Origin of the sequence: Pseudomonas sp. BIOMIG1BAC, from assembly GCF_001705995.2 — a bacterium.
Lineage (GTDB): Bacteria > Pseudomonadota > Gammaproteobacteria > Pseudomonadales > Pseudomonadaceae > Aquipseudomonas > Aquipseudomonas sessilinigenes.
In genome coordinates, this window is sequence record NZ_CP049045.1 from 779518 (window position 1) to 799444 (window position 19927).

11 protein-coding genes and 2 pseudogenes are annotated in these 19927 nt (G+C 63.7%); 3 read left to right on the forward strand and 10 right to left on the reverse strand.

Annotated features, from left to right (window positions below; translation table 11 throughout):
* The 7 genes and pseudogenes from selO to ATY02_RS36505 form a co-directional block, all read right to left on the reverse strand.
* The gene (gene selO / locus ATY02_RS03555) at positions 1-1464 is read right to left on the reverse strand and encodes a protein adenylyltransferase SelO (protein WP_068578621.1); all 1464 of its coding nucleotides are present in this window, start codon (positions 1462-1464) and stop codon (positions 1-3) included.
* A gap of 69 nt (positions 1465-1533) precedes the next feature.
* A complete protein-coding gene (mscK, locus tag ATY02_RS03560; protein WP_068578619.1) occupies positions 1534-4860 on the reverse strand; it encodes a mechanosensitive channel MscK in 3327 nt (1108 codons plus the stop codon).
* A gap of 68 nt (positions 4861-4928) precedes the next feature.
* Positions 4929-6671, reverse strand: coding sequence for a potassium/proton antiporter (locus tag ATY02_RS03565; RefSeq protein WP_068578618.1), 1743 nt, complete (start codon positions 6669-6671; stop codon positions 4929-4931).
* A gap of 165 nt (positions 6672-6836) precedes the next feature.
* Entirely contained in the window at positions 6837-7709 is an 873-nt protein-coding gene (locus ATY02_RS36490) for a methyl-accepting chemotaxis protein (protein WP_416220671.1), read from the reverse strand.
* Positions 7692-8462: pseudogene (locus ATY02_RS36495) on the reverse strand (MCP four helix bundle domain-containing protein); the annotation flags it as partial. The pseudogene ATY02_RS36495 and the gene ATY02_RS36490, both read right to left, overlap by 18 nt.
* Positions 8463-8673: 211 nt before the next feature.
* A complete protein-coding gene (locus ATY02_RS36500; protein WP_416220672.1) occupies positions 8674-9546 on the reverse strand; it encodes a methyl-accepting chemotaxis protein in 873 nt (290 codons plus the stop codon).
* Positions 9529-10299: pseudogene (locus ATY02_RS36505) on the reverse strand (MCP four helix bundle domain-containing protein); the annotation flags it as partial. The gene ATY02_RS36500 and the pseudogene ATY02_RS36505, both read right to left, overlap by 18 nt.
* Positions 10300-10609: 310 nt before the next feature.
* Between ATY02_RS36505 and ATY02_RS03580 the strand changes: the two are divergent.
* Positions 10610-10840 carry a hypothetical protein gene (locus ATY02_RS03580; RefSeq protein WP_068581496.1) on the forward strand — a complete coding sequence of 77 codons (231 nt, stop codon included), beginning with the start codon at positions 10610-10612 and terminating at the stop codon, positions 10838-10840.
* Entirely contained in the window at positions 10837-11139 is a 303-nt protein-coding gene (locus tag ATY02_RS03585; protein WP_068581499.1) for a cell division protein ZapA, read from the forward strand. Before ATY02_RS03580 ends, ATY02_RS03585 begins: the two co-directional genes overlap by 4 nt.
* Before the next feature lie 90 nt (positions 11140-11229).
* Here ATY02_RS03585 and ATY02_RS03590 read toward each other — a convergent pair whose 3' ends face one another.
* Together ATY02_RS03590 and putA are read right to left on the reverse strand one after the other, a co-directional pair.
* On the reverse strand, positions 11230-13032 hold the full coding sequence (locus tag ATY02_RS03590; protein ID WP_068581506.1) for an acyl-CoA dehydrogenase: 1803 nt from the start codon (positions 13030-13032) through the stop codon (positions 11230-11232).
* A 234-nt stretch (positions 13033-13266) separates the two neighbouring features.
* A complete protein-coding gene (gene putA, locus ATY02_RS03595) occupies positions 13267-17220 on the reverse strand; it encodes a trifunctional transcriptional regulator/proline dehydrogenase/L-glutamate gamma-semialdehyde dehydrogenase (protein ID WP_068581508.1) in 3954 nt (1317 codons plus the stop codon).
* 461 nt (positions 17221-17681) lie between these two features.
* On the opposite strand from putA, the gene putP reads away from it, so the two are divergent.
* Positions 17682-19166: a sodium/proline symporter PutP gene (gene putP / locus ATY02_RS03600; RefSeq protein WP_068581512.1), complete on the forward strand. Its 1485-nt coding sequence runs from the start codon at positions 17682-17684 to the stop codon at positions 19164-19166.
* 231 nt (positions 19167-19397) lie between these two features.
* Here the strand turns inward: putP and ATY02_RS03605 are convergent, their stop codons facing one another.
* Positions 19398-19892, reverse strand: a complete 495-nt coding sequence (locus ATY02_RS03605) for a DUF2165 family protein (protein ID WP_068581515.1) — start codon at positions 19890-19892, stop codon at positions 19398-19400.
* Positions 19893-19927 lie beyond the last annotated feature (35 nt).

Here is a 19927-nt window from a genome sequence, read left to right on the forward strand (position 1 = left end):
TCAGGACGAACAGCTGATCTCCAGGTGCTTGCCCCAGTCCGGCGGCCGCTTGGCGTAGTTGTCCATGCCGGGCTGTTCTTCGAACGGCCGGCTCAGCACCTGGTGCAGGCGCCGCACTTCGCTGTAGTCGCCCGATTCCGCGGCTTCGATGGCCTGTTGCGCCAGGTAGTTGCGCAAGACATACAGCGGATTGACCGCGTGCATGCGCACCCGGCGCTGTTCCTGGTCCTGCAGCGGATCGCGGGCTACCCGCGCCACGTACGACTCGGCCCAGGCATCGAAGCCCTTGAGATCGACGAAGTCGTCACGCAACTGCGCCACGGCCAGCTCCGGCGCTGTGTCCCCCAGGCGGCGGAAGAACAGGCTGTAGTCCACGGCGCTGCCCTGCATCAGTTGCAGCAGCCGTTCCACCAGTTGCTGGTCGGCGTCCTCGGCATGGGTCAGGCCCAGGCGCCGGCGCATCAGGTCCAGGTAGTGGGCCTGGTACAACGGCAGGAACAGGCCCAGCGTTTCACGCAGGTCGTCAACCGCAATCAATGGGGTCAGGGCCTGGGCCAGGGCGCTGAGGTTCCATTGGCCGATGGGCACCTGGTTGCTGAAGGAGTAGCGACCCTGGTCATCGGAGTGGTTGCAGATGAAGTGGGCGTCGAAGTCGTCGAGGAAGGCGAAGGGGCCGAAGTCGAAGGTGATGCCCAGGATCGACATGTTGTCGGTGTTCATCACGCCGTGGCAGAAGCCATAGGCCTGCCATTTGGCGATCAGCTGGGCATTGCGCTCGACGATCTCGCGAAACATCGCCAGATAGGGCTGGGGGTGTTCGCGGCATTCGGGGAAATGCTGCGCCAGCACGTGTTCGGCCAGTTGGGTGTGCTGTTCGGACTTGCGCGTGTAGTAGAAATATTCGAAATGCCCGAAGCGGATATGACTGGGCGCCAGGCGCAGGACCATGGCGCCGCGCTCCTGCTTCTCGCGCCACACCGGGGTGTCCGAGCCGATGACGCACAGCGCCCGGCTACTGGGAATGCCCAGGGCATGCAGGGCCTCGGAGGCGAGGAACTCGCGGATCGAGGAGCGCAGCACCGCGCGCCCGTCGCCCATGCGCGAGTAGGGCGTCTGGCCGGCACCCTTCAGGTGCAGGTCCCAGTATTGGCCGGCATCGTTGCGTACTTCCCCTAGCAGCAAGCCGCGACCATCTCCCAGCTGGGGGTTGTAGGAGCCGAACTGGTGCCCGGAATAGACCATCGCCCGAGGTTCGGCCTCGGCCCACAGCTTGTGTCCGCCGAACAGCTCAGCGAACACCGGGCTTTCGGCGACGGCGGGGTCCAGGTCCAGCAGGGCCATGGCTGCCGGACTGGCCACCACCAGGCGCGGGTTGTCCAGGGGCTCGGGCAGCACATGGGTCGAGAAGGCGTCGCCCAGGCGGGCGAAACGATTGTCGAAGGTCAGTTCGTCGAGGGCTTTCAACGGCCATCTCCCAGCAGAATGTCCGAGTATTCTGCTGGGCAAAGCCGTTCGCGTCGAGTTCGCCGGGCGTTAGGGTGCTGGCTTTTCCGGCGCTGGCGGGTCCTGGGGCTTCTCCGGACCAATGGGCACCATCTTGTACTCCTGGCCTTGGAGATTCTTGAGGTAGACCTCCATCTGCCGGAACGAGATGTTGATGTGCTGCTTCTTGAACTCGCGGCTGATGAAGCGGTTGACCTCGTCGATCACCGGGTTGCGGTCGCCCAATTCGCGCACGTGCATGCGCAGTTCGTGGTCCAGGGTGCTCTCGCCGAAACTGAGGAAGTACACCTGGGGCTCCGGCTCCTTGAGCACCCGTGGGTTCTCCCGGGCGGCCTTGAGCAGCAGTTCCTTGACCAGATCCAGGTCGGAGCCGTAGTCCACGCCCAGCTTCAAGGTCACGCGGGTAATGGTGTCGGTCAGCGACCAGTTGACCAGTTGCCCGGTGATGAAGGTCTGGTTCGGGACGATGATGTCCTTGCGGTCGAAGTCGGTGATGGTGGTGGCGCGGATGCGGATCCGACTCACTGTGCCCGACAGGTTGCCGATGGTGATGGTGTCGCCGATCCGTACCGGTCGCTCGAACAGGATGATGATGCCGGAGATGAAGTTGGCGAAGATCGCCTGCATGCCGAAACCCAGGCCTACCGATAGCGCGGCCACCAGCCATTGCAGCTTGTCCCAGCTGACCCCGAGGGTCGACAGGGTGGTGACGAAACCGACCCCGGCGATGGCATAGGAGAGCAAGGTGGTGGTGGCGTACGCGCTGCCCTGGGCCAGGTTCAGCTTGGACAACACCAGCACTTCCAACAGGCCCGGCAGGTTGCGCGCCAGGGCAAAGGTGATGCCGACGATGATCAGCGCGCCGATCAAGTCGCCGATGCTGATGGGCACCATGCTCATGTTGGCACCGGTGCCGCTGGTGTACTCGTAGAGGGTCACCCGGTCGAGGTAGGAGAACACCGAGATCAGGTCGGCCCAGACCCAGTACAGGGCGACCATGAAGCCACCCAGCAGGGCCAGGCGAATCAGGCGCAGGGACTGTTCGTTGACCTTCTCGATGTCCATGGTCGGTTCTTCGACCACCGCCTCGCCGTTTTCCCCGGCCTCCTTGGCTGCCTGGCGCTTGCTCAAGGCGCGCTGGTAGGCCAGGCGCCGCGCCGCGACGGCCAGGCCACGGACGAAGGTGGCCTCGACCACCAGCCACAGCATCAAAAGGTACAGGGTGTTGATCAGGCGATCGCTGAGCTTCAGCGCGGTGTAGTAGAAGCCGAAGCACACGGCAATGAACAAGGCGATCGGCAGCAAGGTGAACAGCACGCCGACAGCCTTGCGGAACAGCGAGGCGTTTTCATGGGTTGGGCTGCTCAGCAGCAGGCGGCTGAGCAACCAGGCCATCAGGGCATAGCAGGTCAGCACCACGGCGATGCCCAATACATCTTCGGCCAGGGCCGCGGGTTGCAACTCGGCCACCGTGACCACCGCCACCAGGGCCAGGACCACCAGGCCCAGGCGACGGATCCAGCCACGCAGGAATTCCACCTGGGGTTTTTCCCAGCGGAAATGCAACTCGGCCACACCACCGGGAGCGAGGATCCGGTAGGCGGTGTAGAACACCAGCCAGGCCTGGGCGATCTGCAGCAGTGCGGCGCCGAGGGTGGCGTTCTGTCCCCGGGCGTCGATCTGCAGGGCGTAGCCGCACAGCGCCAGGCCCAGGGCCAGGGGCATCGCCAGCAGGACGTTGACCAGGATCGCCAGGGGCGTGTGCCACTGGCTGTCACGTTTGAAGTGGCCGATATCCTTGTGCACCTTGCTCAGGCGCGCATACAGGCTCTTGCGCCGCCACAACAGGGCGCCGATCAACAGCAGCAAGGGCAGGAACAGCAAGGGCTGTTGCACCAGTGCGTCGATCAGCTCGCTGAAGCTCGAGGCCCAGGGCAAGTTGTTGATCTGATACTGCAAGCGATCGGGCACCTGGCGCAGCCATGTGGTGTCCAGTGGCTTGTTGCTGGGGATCCAGAACATCTGCTCGTCGAGGGTCGAGCGCAAGGTCTGGGTGGTGCTGAGCAACTGCTTCTGGTTCAACTGCAGGGTAATGGATTCGTTGAGCAGCGCGCTCAATTCGCGGTTCAGGCGGTCCAGCAGGTCGACCCGGGTATTGGCCAGTTCCAGCAAGGTCTTGCGCAACTGCGGGGTGACTTGCTCGGGCGGCTGGTTCTTGAGCAGGTTGTCGACGTAGGCGGTGGGGCTGCTGAGCAGCTCGCGCTGCTGGCTGACCTCGAACTGATAGAGGCGGATATCGGCGATATTGTTCGCCAGGTCGCGGTCGACTTTCAGCCGGGGCAGGGCCTGTTTCTGCTTGTAGAGGATCTTGGACAGCAACAGGCTGCCCTTGAGCACGCTGATCTGCTCGTCCAGCGCCGCGGCGACCTGGGTCACGTTGTCCAGTTGCTGCTTGGTCTGCAGGTTGCGCTGGGTCTGTTCGTTGAGTTGGTCGGTGAAGTGCAGCAAGTAGTCGGAGGCTTCGAGATTGAAGGCGCTCTCGGTGGCCAGCAGGCTGCTACCGCCGGCTTTCTGCGCTTCGATGGACTGCTGGGTGACCGTCTCTTGGGACTGGGCCAGGCGCTTCTGGTTGATCAGGGTCTGCAGATCCTGGGTTTCCTGCTCCAGGCGCGCGATCTTTTCCACCAGCAGGTCGTGCTGGCTGCTGCCCAGGTCCTGCAGTTGGCTGTTGCCTGCCAGCTCTTGGCGACGCAGCGGGATCAAGGCATTGATCGCCGCCAGTTCGGCATTGAGCAGGTTGCGCTGGTCGTTGCTCAGCAGCTTGCCGTTGTCCTTGCCGGCCTTGAGGATGGTGTTGATCTGCAGGATCCGCGTCTGGCCGTTACTGATCTCGGCCTGGGCCCGTTCGGGGCGAGTCTGGGCACTGATGGTCAGGCTGTTGGCCTGGGCCAGGGCTTTTTGCAGTTCACCCTGGGCGGTGGTGCGCTCGGCCAGCAGTTGCTCCAGCTGTGTCACGCTCAGCGCGGCATAGCGTTGGGTTACCGGCACCACCTTGCTGGCCTTGAGGCGCTCCAGCTCGCGCTGGTTTTCCAGGGTCTGGCGCGGAGCGCTGGCCAACTGTTGCTTGAGTTCCGGCAGGCGCTGCTCGTAGTCCTGCTGGTTAGCCAACTGATTCAGGGTGTTCTGCAGGAGCGTCTGCAGGGCCTTCTGATCGGCCTCGGAAAGCTTGCGCTCGGCGATCTTGTCCAGGCTTTGCTGGACCGCCTCGGCGCTGGGCGGCTCGCCGCCCTGTGCGGCGCCGACGGAGAGACTCAGGCCCAGCAGGGCAATCGCGAAAATTTTACGCAGGGTCGGCATAGAGGTCGGTCGAGCAAGCAAGTAGGAATGGGGGAATGCGTCGGTAAAAATCTGACGCGTTTCCGAGTTTAGAGGAAGAGTCCGGGGCCGGGTCGACTTCCTTCGGGGAATCTGACGCCGACTTTGCCGATCTTGTTCCCGTCCATCACCGCGACGGTCCAGGTGGTGTTGTTCCACTCCACCTGGTCACCGACCACCGGTGCACCGCCGACTTTCTGGGCGATGAAGGCGGCCAGTGGCATGTCGGCGTCCTGGCCGTCGAGCTTGAGGCCGTAGAGCGCCGAGACCGCGCCCAACTGGGCGTCGCCTTCGAGGACGAAGTCGCCGAAGAAGCGCAGGTCCAGACCGCGTTCCGGGGCCTGGCTGAACAGCTTGCCCAGGGCCGGGAGGTTGTGTTCATGGCCGATCACGCACAGCAGGTCGTCGGCTTCCAGTACCGTACTACCCGACGGATGGAGCAGTTGCTGGCCGCGAAACAGGGCGGCGATCCGCGTGCCCTCGGGCATTTTCAGTTCGCGCAGGGCGGCGCCGATGCACCATTTTTCCGCCCCCAGGCGGTAGACGAACAGCTCCCACTCGCTGGTGACGTGGACCTCCAGGGCGGCCCGGGAAATCGGTGCCGGCTCCGGTGGGACCGTGACCTTCAGCCACTTGGCCACCCACGGCAGGCTGGTGCCTTGCAGCAGCAGCGAGATCAGCACGATGAAGAATGCCAGGTTGAAGTACAGCTGGGCGTTGGGCAGGCCGGCCATCAGCGGGAATACCGCGAGAATGATCGGTACCGCGCCACGCAGCCCGACCCACGAGATAAAGGCTTTTTCCCGGCCATGGAAAGCCCTGAACGGCAGCAGCCCCACCAGCACCGACAACGGCCGGGCGAACAGGATCATCCACAGGGCCAGGCCCAGGGCCGGCAGGGCGATGGGCAACAGGTCGTGAGGCGTGACCAGCAGCCCGAGCACCAGGAACATGCCGATCTGTGCCAGCCAGGCCATGCCGTCGAGCATGTGCAGGATGCCGTGGCGGCTGCGCACCGGGCGGTTGCCGATCACCAGGCCGCACAGGTACACCGCGAGGAAGCCGCTGCCGTGCAGGGCATTGGTCAGGGCAAAGACCACCAGGCCGCCGGCGATTACCAGGATCGGATACAGGCCGTTGGCCAGGTGGATGCGGTTGACCAGTTGCAGCATCAGCCAGCCACCGCCGAGGCCGATCACCGCACCGATGCCGAACTCGCGGATCAGCTCCCCAAGCAGGCTCAAGTGCAGTCCGGTATGACCGTTGGCCAGCATGTCGATCAGGGTCACGGTGAGGAACACGGCCATTGGGTCGTTGCTGCCGGACTCGATCTCCAGGCTGGCGGTCACCCGTTCGTTGAGACCCTTGCCCCCCAGCAGCGAGAACACCGCCGCGGCGTCGGTGGAGCCGACGATGGCACCGATCAGCAAGCCCTGGATCAGGTTCAAGTCGAACAGCCAGGCCGCGGCCATACCCGTGAGCCCGGTGGTGATCAGCACTCCCACCGTGGCCAGTGACAGCGCCGGCCAGAGCGCCACGCGAAAGCTCGCGACCCGGGTGCGCAGGCCACCGTCCAGCAGGATCACTGCCAGGGCCAGGTTGCCCACCAGGTAGGCGGTCGGGTAGTTGTCGAAGATGATTCCGCCGCCATCGACACCGGCAGTCATGCCCACGGCCAGGATGATCACCAGGATCGGGATGCCCAGGCGGGAAGAGAGGGAACTGACCAGAATGCTCGCACCTACCAGCAACGCGCCGATCAAGAACAGGCTGTTGATGGTCGTTGCATTCAAAGGCTGTACTCCAGAGCGGAAAAGGCGGGCGCCAACTGGCCATGCAGTCTGCGTGCCAGCGATTCTAACCTGTTGAAATGTGCCGCTGTCAAAGGCTTTTCATGGCGGCGGCGGGCGCCCCGGCAGACGGTATCCGCCGGGGCTTTTGCCTGTCTGGAGGGCCCCTCAGAGACTGAAGCGAGCGACCATGCTGTTGAGGTCCACGGCCAGGCGCGACAGTTCGTTGCTGGCCGCACTGGTCTGGTTGGCGCCGGTGGCCGACTGCACCGACAAGTCGCGAATGTTCACCAGGTTGCGGTCTACTTCGCGGGCTACCTGTGCCTGCTCTTCGGCGGCGCTGGCGATCACCAGGTTGCGCTCGTTGATCTGGATGATCGCGCTGTTGATGGTGTCCAGGGACAGGCCGGCACCCCGGGCGATGTTCAACGTCGATTCGGCACGCTCGGTACTGTTGCGCATGGAGTCCACGGCCTGTTCGGTGCCGTTCTGGATGCTGCCGATCATGCGTTCGATTTCGCTGGTGGACTGCTGGGTGCGGTGGGCCAGGGCGCGGACCTCGTCGGCGACCACGGCAAAACCACGCCCGGCTTCACCGGCCCGGGCGGCCTCGATGGCGGCGTTGAGGGCCAGCAGGTTGGTCTGGTCGGCCAGGCCACGGATCACGTCGAGGACCTTGCCGATGTCCCGGGATTCGTTGGCCAGGTCACCGATCAGCCCGGCGGTGCTCTGGACGTCGGCGCTCATGCGTTCGATGGCGGACACGGTTTCCTGCACCAGGTCGCGGCCATCACCGGCCGAGGTGGTGGCCTCCCTGGAAGCCTCGGAGGTGCTGACGGCATTGCGCGCGACTTCTTCCACGGCGCTGGTCATTTCGTTGACCGCGGTGGCGGCCTGCTCGATCTCGTTGTTCTGCTGGGTCAGGCCGCGGGCACTTTCCTCGGTGACGCTGTTGAGTTCTTCGGCGGCGGAGGCCAGCTGGGTGGCGGAGCCGGAGATATGTTGCAGGGTATCGCGCAGGTTTTCCTGCATCTTGGCCATGGCCCGCAGCAGGCGCCCGGCTTCGTCGCTGCCATCGACGTGGATCGGCCGGGTCAGGTTGCCCTCGGCGATTTCCTCGGCGGCATCCAGGGCCTTGGCGATCGGCAGGGTGATGCTGCGGGTCAGCAGCCAGGCGAACAGCAGGGTCAGGGCAGTGGCCAGGATCAACAGCACCACCACCAGCTTGACCGCTGCGGAATATTGCTCGGCAGCCTGGCGATTGGTGTCCAGGGTCTGCTGGGTGTTGATCTCCAGCAAGCGGTTGAGCACCGTGTTCACCGCTTCGGAGTTGTTCAACAGGTCGGTGTTGAGCAAGGTACGCAGCTCATCCACCTGATTGTTGCGCGAGAGGGCCTTCATCCGCTCCTCGATCTGCCGGTATTGGCCCAACAGCTGGATGTATTGGTCGTAGGCGGCTTTCTCCGCCGGGCTGGTGATGAGTTTCTCGTAAGTGACCTGGGCCGTGCGGATCTGCTGGTTGCGCATATCCAGCAGTTCCATGGTCTTTTGCTGGACGTCCGGTTCACGGTTCACCAGCAAGCGATAGGACAGCACCCGCAGGCGCAGGGTCAGTTGGGTGAATTCGTCGAGGCTCTTGATGCTCGGCACGCTGCTCAGGGTGATGTCCTCGGCGGCGCCACGGATCTTGCTCATCTGATTCAGGGCAAAGATACCCAGGATCAGCATCAAGCCGCCGATCATGGCAAAACCGAGGAAGGCCCGCGGAGCGATATTCAAATTACGAAGGGACATGATAGGTACCAGGAAAGGCGCATCCGTGCGGGGCTTGAGACTGATCTACCGTGACTTATCGGTCGTACGACTAAAGTCTTGAGTCTTGCCGTGGATTTAACCTGGCATCCATTGCCCTGGCAGGTTGCGCGCTGGCCGGTGTTTGCAGCTCCGCCCGTGAAATTCGCAGGGCGGAGCTGGCTGGCGGGGCTTCTGCCTGTCTGGAGTCCCCTCAGAGGCGGAAGCGGGCGACCATGCTGTTGAGGTCCACGGCCAGGCGCGACAGTTCGTTGCTGGCGGCGCTGGTCTGGTGGGCACCGGTGGCCGACTGCACCGACAGGTCACTGATGTTCACCAGGTTGCGGTCCACTTCACGGGCCACCTGGGCCTGCTCTTCGGCGGCGCTGGCGATCACCAGGTTGCGCTCGTTGATCTGGATGATCGCGCTGTTGATGGTGTCCAGGGACAGGCCGGCACCCCGGGCGATGTTCAACGTCGATTCGGCACGCTCGGTACTGTTGCGCATGGAGTCCACGGCCTGTTCGGTGCCGTTCTGGATGCTGCCGATCATGCGTTCGATTTCGCTGGTGGACTGCTGGGTGCGGTGGGCCAGGGCGCGGACCTCGTCGGCGACCACGGCAAAACCACGCCCGGCTTCACCGGCCCGGGCGGCCTCGATGGCGGCGTTGAGGGCCAGCAGGTTGGTCTGGTCGGCCAGGCCACGGATCACGTCGAGGACCTTGCCGATGTCCCGGGATTCGTTGGCCAGGTCACCGATCAGCCCGGCGGTGCTCTGGACGTCGGCGCTCATGCGTTCGATGGCGGACACGGTTTCCTGCACCAGGTCGCGGCCATCACCGGCCGAGGTGGTGGCCTCCCTGGAAGCCTCGGAGGTGCTGACGGCATTGCGCGCGACTTCTTCCACGGCGCTGGTCATTTCGTTGACCGCGGTGGCGGCCTGCTCGATCTCGTTGTTCTGCTGGGTCAGGCCGCGGGCACTTTCCTCGGTGACGCTGTTGAGTTCTTCGGCGGCGGAGGCCAGCTGGGTGGCGGAGCCGGAGATATGTTGCAGGGTATCGCGCAGGTTTTCCTGCATCTTGGCCATGGCCCGCAGCAGGCGCCCGGCTTCGTCGCTGCCATCGACGTGGATCGGCCGGGTCAGGTTGCCCTCGGCGATTTCCTCGGCGGCGTCCAGGGCCTTGGCGATCGGCAGGGTGATGCTGCGGGTCAGCAGCCAGGCGAACAGCAAGGTCAGGGCGGTGGCCAGCGTGAGCAGGGCCATCACCAGGTTCGACGCATCGCGGTACAACTGCGCTGCTTCCTCGGCCGCCTCGGTGGCGTAGCGGGTGTTGATTTGCACCAGCCGGTTGAGGGTGGCGTTGATTTTCTCGGCGCTGTCCATCAGTTGGGTATTGAGCAGCTCTTGCATGGTGTCGAGCTGGTTGCTGCGCGACAGCTCGATCAAGCGGCTTTCCAGCTGGCGGTGCTGGGTCAGCATGTCGATGTACTGGTCATAGGCCGCGCGCTCCTCGGCCATGCTGATCAGTGCCTCGTAGCCCGGGCGCGCCTCGTCGATCTTGCGGTTGCGCTCGGCCATGGCATCCAGGGTTCGCTGCTGCGCCACGGGGTCACGGTTGACCAGCAGGCGGTAGGCATGGACCCGCAGGCGCAGGCTCAGTTGGGTGAAGTCATCGACACTCTTGATGCTGGGCAGGGTGTCTTGGGTGATCCGTTCGGTAGCCGCGTGGATCTTGCCCATCTGGATCAGGGCAAAGGTCCCGAGAAACAGCATCAGGCAGCCGATCAGGGCAAATCCGAGGAAGGCTCGCGGGGCGATATTCAGGGTGCGCAGGGACATTGTTCATACCTGTATTGGGCGCGCTTCGCGCTGTATGGGTGGTGCAGCACCTGGGCTATCGCATCGAGAAAATGCTTCTTGAATCGCCAAAAGGGGTTTAGGAAATTTCCGATCATTTGTCGGACGGTTCTAGAAAACTCCCGGTGTCCGACAGGACGTTTGGAACCCCGGGGCGAAATGGCAGTCTCTAGCAGCTCTTGTGGAAGGGTCATCGCCAGCAAAATCAAGGCTTTGCGCCTGGATATCCCTGGCATCCAGGGTGACTTTTCTTTATCGTACGCGCCCTTTGCAAAAAGCCCGGAAGATCAAAATGTTGGAAGCATCCCTCAGCCAATTGGAACAGCTGGTCAGTGACCTGGTGGTACAGAACCAGGAGCTGCTCGGTACGAACGAAGCCCTCAAGGCACAACTGGCCCAGGCCAAGGATGAGAACGAAAGCCTGCAGCTGAACCTGATGGAGCAGGAAGAAAAGCACGGTGCCACCGCTGCCCGCATCCAGGCCCTGGTTGAGCGCGTCACTGCGAGCCCGGCCAACCCATGAGACATCACAGCGATGGGGTGAGGGTGGTCAAAATCCTCGGCGAGGATTATTCACTCAAGGCGCCGGCCGGACAGGAACAGATCCTGATGGATGCGGTGCAGATGCTCCAGGCCACCCTGGCCGATACCAAGAAGAAGTTCCCGACCCTGATCGGCGAGCGCCTTTTGGTGCTGGCGGCGATGAACCTGTGCTCGCAGCAGATCGAGATGCGCAAGCGTCACGACGAAGAGCTGGAGCGCTACCAGGAGCAGGTCAGCGCGACGGTCGAAGTGATCGCCAAGACCATCCAGCAGAACTGATGGCGCTGTGTCCCGTCACCCGCGCAGGCAGGTTGCTGCAACGGATGTGACGGGACGGCCCCGGCCTGCCGGTCCTCGGGCTGGCGAGCTTCAGAACCACTCGTCGCGCATTGCCAGGCAGGTATCGTCCCTGGCTTCCAGCAATGTCAGTTCATGCTGACAGCCCGGCACTTCCCAGGTGAGGAAGTAGCGTGCGGCTTGCAACTTGCCCCGGTAGAAATCGCGATCTGCCGCTTCGCCCCGGGCCAGTCCTTCCTCGGCGCGGATCGCCTGTTCCAGCCAGCGCCAGCCAATGACTGCGTGGCCAAATGCCTTGAGGTACAGCGCCGAGTTGGCCAGGGTCGTGGTGACCTTACCGCTGACCAGGTCCTCCAGCAGGCCCAGGGTCACGGTTTGCAGGCGCGCCACCAACTGCTCCAAGGGGACGCGTAGGGCATCCAGGGAGACATGGGCCTGGGCGCGTGCGCCAGTCTCGGCCATCAGGCGGATCAGGCGCTTGAGCCCGGCGCCGCCATTTTGTGCCAGCTTGCGTCCCAGAAGATCCAGGGACTGGATGCCATGGGTGCCCTCATGGATCGGGTTCAGGCGATTGTCGCGGTAGTACTGTTCCACCGGATACTCGCGGGTGTAGCCATGGCCGCCGAGGATCTGGATCGCCAGTTCGTTGGCCTTGAGGCAGAACTCCGAAGGCCAGGACTTGACGATCGGGGTCAGCAGGTCCAGCAGCTCATGGGCTTGCTGGCGCCCAGTCGCATCCTCAAGGGTGGTGGTGTCGTCGAACAGCCGGGCTGCATACAGGCCCAGGTCGAAGGCACCTTCGACATAGGCCTTCTGGGTCAGCAGCATCCGGCGCACGTCGGCATGCTCGATGATCGCGACTTGGGGCGAGGTCGGGTCCTTGCCATCCGGCAGGCGCCCTTGAGGGCGTTCGCGAGCGTACTCCAGGGAGTACAGGTAGCCGGCATAACCGAGCATCACCGCGCCCATGCCGACGCCGATGCGTGCCTCGTTCATCATCTGGAACATATAGGACAGGCCCGCATGGGGTTTGCCCACCAGATAGCCGACACACTCGCCGTTATCGCCGAAGTTCAATGCGGTGGAGGTCGTGCCGCGATAGCCCATCTTGTGGAACAGGCCGGCCAGCAGCACGTCGTTGCGCTGACCCAGGGAGCCGTCGGCGTTGACCAGGAACTTGGGCACGACGAACAGCGAGATACCCTTCACTCCGGGCGGCGCGTCCGGCAGCTTGGCCAGCACCATGTGCACGATATTCTGTGCCAGCGAGTGGTCGCCGCCGGAGATGAAGATCTTGTTGCCCTTGATCCGGTAGCTGCCGTCGCCGGCGGGTTCGGCGCGGGTACGGATATCCGACAGCGAGGAGCCGGCGTGGGGCTCGGTCAGGGCCATGGTGCCGAAGAAGCGACCGTCGATCATCGGTTGCAGGAAGCGCTGTTTCTGCTCCTCGCTGCCGAAACTCTCGATCAGGTTGGCGGCACCCATGGTCAGGAACGGATAAGCAGAGCTGCCGACGTTGGCAGCCTGGAAATGAGCGAAACAGGCCTGGGACAACAGGGTTGGCAGCTGCATGCCACCGGCCTCGAAGTCGCGGGTGGCGTTGAGGAACCCGGCCTCGAGGAAGGCGTCCACCGCGGGCTTCACCTCGGGGATCAGTACCGCCTGGCCGTTTTCATAGCGCGGTTCATGCTCGTCGCCCTTGCGGTTGTGCGGGGCGAAATACTTCTCGGCGATGCTGCGGGCGGTGCCCAGGGCGGCATCGAAGGTCTCGCGGTTATGCTCGGCAAACCGTTCGCGCTGGGCCAGGCCCTCGGCGTCGAGCACCTCATACAGTTCAAAAGCCAGATTGCGGGAACTGAGCAAGGTCTCGGACATGGCGGCCTACCTGTTGATTGAGGAGATGGGCCGAGTCTAGACGCGTGAATGAAGGCGGGATAGGAAGATTGATAGGCGTGATGAAGCAGGAGAAACCAAACTGCAAGCCGCAAGCCGCAAGCCGCAAGCCGCAAGCCGCAAGCCGCAAGCCGCAAGCCAGAGCCAGAAGCAAAAACGGCAAGCAAAGGCCGTTGCCCCTGCTTGCCGCTTGCCGCTTGTAGCTTGCCGCTGCTTTTAACCGATGGTCATCAGGCTGGCATTGCCGCCGGCCGCAGCGGTGTTGACGCTCAGGGCGCGTTCGATCACCAGGCGCTCCAGGGCGATGGCGGTTTCGCCCTGGGACAGGCCCTGGACACCGACGATGGCGCCGGCACGCTGGGCTACCTGCTGGCAGACACTGCGCAGTTGGTCGCTGTCGCCGTGGTGCAGGACCGCGTCGAACACCACCTCATCCTTGGTCCAGTCGGCCACGCGCTTGATGCGCACCTGGATCTCCCTGGGCAGGCGGCCGAACAGGGTCTTGGCTACGGCGCTTTCCGGCCATACCGCCGAACCGCCGACGGCCAGTACCGCCGCCAGTTGGACCAGCAGGTCACCCTCGACTTCCGCCAGGCACAGGACGTGCTCGCGAGGCAGGATGGCATAGCTGTTGCGCTCGCCAGTCGGGCCGGTCAGCTGGCGGGAGATACCGCTCTGCGATTGCCCGCTGAACTGTTTGCACAGGGTCGCCAGTTCCGCCAGCTTGCTGCTGTCGGCCCAGGCTTGCAGGGCCGTGAGTGGCTTGAGCAGGGTTTCGCGCAGGCGCAGGTCCGGGGCGCTGATGGCATCGGCGCGGACGAAGGATTGCTCGATAGCGTCCACCGGCCGGGTCGACAGCAGGCGGTACAGGTACAGCGGGCCGCCGGCTTTCGGGCCGGTGCCCGACAGGCCTTCGCCACCGAATGGCTGCACGCCGACCACGGCACCGACGATGTTGCGGTTGACGTAGACGTTACCGGCGTTGACGTTGTCCACCACCTTGGCGATGGTCTCGTCGATCCGGGTGTGTACGCCCAGGGTCAGGCCGTAGCCGGACGCGTTGATCTGGGCGATCAGCTGGTCGATGTCCTTGCGCTTGTAGCGAACCACGTGAAGAACCGGGCCGAAGATCTCGCGCTGCAGTTCGTCGAAGCTTTCCAGCTCGATCAGGGTCGGCATGACGAAGGTGCCGCGCTTGATTTCTTCGCCGTCGGCGATGGCCATCTGGTACACGGTGCGGCCTTTGTCACGCATGGCCTGGATGTGTTTCTCGATACCGGCCTTGGCCTCGGCGTCGATTACCGGGCCGATGTCCACGGCCAGGCGCTCGGGGTTGCCCAGGCGGCTTTCGGCCATGGCGCCCTTGAGCATCTCGATCACGCGATCGGCGGAGTCTTCCTGCAGGCACAGCACGCGCAGGGCCGAGCAACGCTGGCCGGCGCTGTCGAAGGCCGAGGACACCACGTCGATCACCACCTGCTCGGTCAGGGCCGAGGAGTCGACGATCATGGCGTTCTGGCCACCGGTTTCGGCGATCAGCGGGATCGGCCGGCCCTGGTTGTCCAGGCGCCCGGCGATGTTGCGTTGCAGCAGGCGGGCGACTTCGGTGGAACCGGTGAACATCACGCCCTTGACCCGCTCGTCGCCGACCAGGCCGGCACCAACGGTTTCGCCGCGGCCTGGCAGCAGTTGCAGCACGCCTTCGGGGATGCCGGCTTCCAGCATCAGGCGCACGGCCTGGGCGGCCACCAGCGGAGTCTGCTCGGCCGGCTTGGCCAGTACCGGGTTGCCGGCGGCCAGGGCGGCGGCCACTTGGCCACTGAAGATCGCCAGTGGGAAGTTCCACGGGCTGATGCACACCACCGGGCCCAGAGGGCGGTGGGCGTCGTTGCTGAAGTCGTTGCGGGCCTGCACGGCGTAGTAGCGCAGGAAGTCCACGGCTTCGCGCACTTCGGCAATGGCGTTGGCGTAGGTCTTGCCGGCCTCGCGGGCCAGCAGGCCCATCAGCGGCTGGATCTCGCCTTCCATCAGGTCGGCGGCGCGCTCCAGGATCGCGGCGCGCTCGGCCGCTGGAGTGGCCTGCCAGATCGGTGCGGCATTCAGCGCGCACTGGATGGCGTTGTCGACGTCGGCAATGGTGGCTTCCTGGACATGCCCTACCACATCCCGATGATCGGACGGGTTGAGCACTGGGGCCGCAGGCTCGTCGCTGGATGGGCAGCCGAGCATCGGCGCCGCCTTCCAGTCGTTGTGGGCGGTGGCCAGCAGCGCGCAGGACAGCGATGCCAGGCGGTGTTCGTTGGCCATGTCGATACCGGCCGAGTTGGCGCGTTCGGCGCCGTACAGGTCGCGTGGCAACGGGATGCGTGGATGCGGCAGGCCGAAGCCGCCTTCCAGGGTCGCCATCTGCTCGATCTGGCTCACCGGGTCGGCCACCAGTTCCTGGATCGAGATCGACTGGTCGGCGATACGGTTGACGAACGAGGTGTTGGCGCCGTTTTCCAGCAGGCGGCGAACCAGGTAGGCCAGCAGGGTCTCGTGGGTGCCCACCGGAGCGTACACGCGGCATGGGCGGTTCAGCTTGCCATCGGCGACCTTGCCCACCACTTGTTCGTACAGCGGCTCACCCATGCCGTGCAGGCACTGGAATTCGTACTGGCCGGGGTAATAGTTCTGACCGGCGATGTGATAGATCGCCGACAGGGTATGGGCGTTGTGGGTAGCGAACTGCGGGTAGATGACTTCCGGCACCGACAGCAGCTTGCGCGCGCAAGCGATGTAGGAGACGTCGGTGTACACCTTGCGGGTGTAGACCGGGTAGCCTTCCAGGCCCTCGACCTGGGCGCGCTTGATCTCGCTGTCCCAGTAGGCGCCCTTCACCAGGCGGATCATCAGGCGGTGGCGGCTGCGGCGCGCCAGGTCGATGACGTAGTCGATCACGTACGGGCAACGCTTCTGGTAGGCCTGGATCACGAAACCGATGCCGTTCCAGCCAGCCAGTTGCGGCTCGAAGCACAGGCGCTCGAGCAGGTCCAGGGACAGCTCCAGGCGATCGGCTTCTTCGGCGTCGATGTTCAGGCCGATGTCGTACTGCTTGGCCAGGACGGTCAGGGCCAGCAGGCGCGGGTACAGCTCTTCCATCACGCGCTCGTACTGGGCACGGCTGTAGCGCGGGTGCAGGGCCGACAGCTTGATGGAGATACCCGGGCCTTCGTAGATGCCGCGACCGTGGGAAGCCTTGCCGATCGAGTGGATGGCCTGCTCATAGGAGGCCAGGTATTTCTGTGCGTCGTGCTCGGTCAGGGCCGCTTCGCCGAGCATGTCGTAGGAATAGCGGAAGCCCTTGGCTTCGAACTTGCTGGCGTTGGCCAGGGCTTCGGCGATGGTCTCGCCGGTGACGAACTGCTCGCCCATCAGGCGCATGGCCATGTCCACGCCCTTGCGGATCATCGGCTCGCCGCTCTTGCCGATGATGCGGCTCAGGGAGGAGGTCAGGCCGGCCTCGTTGTGGGTCGACACCAGCTTGCCGGTGAGCAACAGGCCCCAGGTAGCGGCGTTGACAAACAACGACGGGCTGTTGCCCAGGTGCGGCTGCCAGTTGCCGGTGCTGATCTTGTCGCGAATCAGCGCGTCGCGGGTGCCCTTGTCGGGGATGCGCAGCAGGGCTTCGGCCAGGCACATCAGCGCCACGCCTTCCTGGGACGACAGGGAGAACTCCTGCAGCAGGCCCTGGACGATACCGGCACGGCCGCCGGCGCTCTTCTGGTTGCGCAGTTTCTCGGCGATGGAGGCGGCCAGCTTGTTGGCAGCTTCGGCGGTGGCGGCCGGCAGGCGCGCCTGCTCCAGCAGCATGGGCACCACTTCCGGCTCGGGGCGACGGTAGGCGGCGGTGATAGCAGCACGCAGGACCGATTGCGGCAGGATGCTTTCAGCGAATTCAAGGAAGCACTGGTGTGCGTGGTCGGTCTGCACTTCGCCTGCGTCGTCGCCGTCTTTGGCAATGGCGCTGCTCAGTTCGGTAAGGGTTGCACCACCCTCGAGTTTTTCCAGGTAATTGAAAATCGCCTGCTTGATCAGCCAGTGCGGAGTCCGATCAATCGAGGCCGCGGCGGCCTTGAGACGCTCGCGGGTAGGGTCGTCGAGTTTGACCCCGAGAGTGGTGGTAGCCATATTTTTATCCTCATGTTTGCCACGCGAGTGTGGCATCAGCTGGCGGCAAGATTATCCGCGCGCTGAAATGGGTGCAACCGGGTGCAACCCATTTTTGAGCGGAAAAAGCGGCAGCTTGTCAGGAATAAAATTCCTGCATGGGATGCAGGCCTCGAATAGGTGCATTTGCTTCTGAGAATGTCTTTTCTTGCGCCAAAAGGGAGCAAGAAACGCCACGAAACAGCGATTTATCGACAAGGTGCAACTGATTCTCCTTAAATTGGTTGCACCTTGTTCATTTTGTTGCATAGGATTCGCGCCCAAGGTGCAACCGTTCTGTCGGACTGGTTCATCGGCCGATGGCTTTCCTGGGGAAACATCGGTCATAAATGCGCGGCACGCCTGAACGTCTCCCAAGCGTCATCGTTTGGCGGCGTGGGCAGTGACCGCCGCACCATAAAAACAAAGCCAGGGCGTTATTCATGAGTGCAAGCAATCCAACCCTGATCACGTTCGTGATCTACATCGCGGCAATGGTGCTGATCGGCTTCATGGCCTATCGCTCCACCAACAACCTTTCCGACTACATTCTTGGTGGCCGCAGCCTGGGCAGCGTGGTGACTGCGCTTTCCGCCGGCGCTTCCGACATGAGTGGCTGGTTGCTGATGGGCCTGCCGGGCGCCATCTACATGTCCGGCCTGTCCGAGAGCTGGATCGCCATCGGCCTGATCGCCGGTGCCTACCTGAACTGGCTGTTCGTAGCCGGTCGCCTGCGGGTACAGACCGAGCACAACGGTGACGCACTGACCCTGCCGGACTACTTCTCCAGCCGTTTCGAAGACAAGAGCGGCCTGCTGCGGATCATCTCCGCGGTGGTAATCCTGGTGTTCTTCACCATCTACTGCGCCTCCGGCATCGTTGCCGGCGCCCGTCTGTTCGAAAGCACCTTCGGCATGTCCTACGAGACAGCCCTGTGGGCGGGTGCGGCAGCGACCATCGCCTACACCTTCGTCGGTGGTTTCCTGGCGGTGAGCTGGACCGACACCGTGCAAGCCACGCTGATGATCTTCGCCCTAATCCTCACGCCGATCATCGTGCTGCTGGCTACCGGTGGCGTCGACACCACCTTCCTGGCCATCGAGGCCAAGGACCCCACCAGCTTCGACATGCTCAAGAACACCACCTTCATCGGCATCATCTCGCTGATGGGCTGGGGCCTGGGCTACTTCGGCCAACCGCACATCCTGGCGCGCTTCATGGCCGCTGATTCGGTCAAGTCGATCGCCAATGCCCGCCGTATCTCCATGACCTGGATGATCCTGTGCCTGGGCGGCACCGTGGCCGTGGGCTTCTTCGGCATCGCCTACTTCTCGGCGCATCCCGATGTGGCCGGCCCGGTAACCGAGAACCCTGAGCGGGTGTTCATCGAGCTGGCCAAGCTGCTGTTCAACCCTTGGATCGCCGGTGTGCTGCTGTCGGCCATCCTGGCGGCGGTCATGAGTACCTTGAGCTGCCAGCTGCTGGTGTGCTCCAGCGCCCTGACCGAGGACTTCTACAAAGCCTTCCTGCGCAAGAGCGCTTCCCAGCTGGAACTGGTGTGGGTTGGCCGGGCGATGGTGCTGGTGGTGGCGGTGATTGCCATTGCCATGGCCGCCAACCCGGAAAACCGTGTACTGGGCCTGGTGAGCTATGCCTGGGCTGGTTTCGGCGCGGCCTTCGGTCCTGTGGTGCTGATCTCGGTGCTGTGGAAAGGCATGACCCGTAACGGCGCATTGGCCGGTATCGTGGTCGGTGCCGTGACCGTGATCCTGTGGAAACACTTCGCCCTGCTGGGCCTGTACGAAATCATCCCGGGCTTCATCTTCGCCAGCCTGGCGATCGTTTTGGTGAGCAAGCTGGGTGCTCCGAGCGCTGGCATGGTCCAACGCTTCGAAGCTGCCGAGAAGGATTTCAAGCTCAACCACTGAGTGCTTGATCCGGCCCCTGTTTGCCTGGGGCAACAATGAAAACGGCCCGCTGCGGTGATGCAGCGGGCCGTTTTTTTTCGCCTTCTGAAGCCGCGGCAGGCTGGAAGCGAACGTAGAGAAGGGTGGCAGGGGGCTCTGGAGATCGCCAAGCAAGGCCCTGCAGTCCTTTGCGCAACCTCGCCATGGCTCGGTCGCGGCTACATGCCGCTATCGGGCCGTGGCGGGCACGGCTCAGTGCAGCTCAGCGTCGGGCTGGTTGAGGAAGATCAGCACGCCAAGGATCGCCATGTAGAACTTGAACGCCGCTTCCTGGCCGTTCCAGGTGGAGGACTGCCACATCATGAACCATTCGCCGCCCACCACCATGAAGCCAAAGAACCAGACGCAGAAGCCCAGGCAGAAACCGGCAATGGCCCAATGCTTGGCGCGATTGAAGTCGCAGGCTTTGCCGTAGCGTGCGCGCCACAGGCGGGCGGCACCGAGCACCAGCAGCACGCCGGTGACAGCTTCGCCGGCGATGATCAGCCAGTAGCCGGCATTCCACAGCAATGGTTGGGTGATGGCCCGGCCGGTGGCGCTGTTGCCGGGGAAGACGCTGTCCATGCTTAGCACGTGCTGGACGAAGGCGAAGTTGGAACCGTAGTCGCTGATGTTGTTATAGGCCACCAGCAGGGCGAAGGCGGCGACCGCGAGGGTCATGGTGATCTTTACGTAGCGCACGAGCATGTCAGGGTCCTTTGATAGGGAAACGATCCTTGGGG

Bases quoted from the DNA above. Each gene is read 5' to 3' on its own strand.
- mscK (WP_068578619.1), bottom strand. From the start codon at position 4,860: ATGCCGACCCTGCGTAAAATTTTCGCGATTGCCCTGCTGGGCCTGAGT.
- ATY02_RS36490 (WP_416220671.1), bottom strand. From the start codon at position 7,709: ATGGCCAAGATGCAGGAAAACCTGCGCGATACCCTGCAACATATCTCC.
- ATY02_RS36500 (WP_416220672.1), bottom strand. From the start codon at position 9,546: ATGGCCAAGATGCAGGAAAACCTGCGCGATACCCTGCAACATATCTCC.
- ATY02_RS03580 (WP_068581496.1), top strand. From the start codon at position 10,610: ATGTTGGAAGCATCCCTCAGCCAATTGGAACAGCTGGTCAGTGACCTG.
- ATY02_RS03585 (WP_068581499.1), top strand. From the start codon at position 10,837: ATGAGACATCACAGCGATGGGGTGAGGGTGGTCAAAATCCTCGGCGAG.
- ATY02_RS03590 (WP_068581506.1), bottom strand. From the start codon at position 13,032: ATGTCCGAGACCTTGCTCAGTTCCCGCAATCTGGCTTTTGAACTGTAT.
- putA (WP_068581508.1), bottom strand. From the start codon at position 17,220: ATGGCTACCACCACTCTCGGGGTCAAACTCGACGACCCTACCCGCGAG.
- putP (WP_068581512.1), top strand. From the start codon at position 17,682: ATGAGTGCAAGCAATCCAACCCTGATCACGTTCGTGATCTACATCGCG.
- ATY02_RS03605 (WP_068581515.1), bottom strand. From the start codon at position 19,892: ATGCTCGTGCGCTACGTAAAGATCACCATGACCCTCGCGGTCGCCGCC.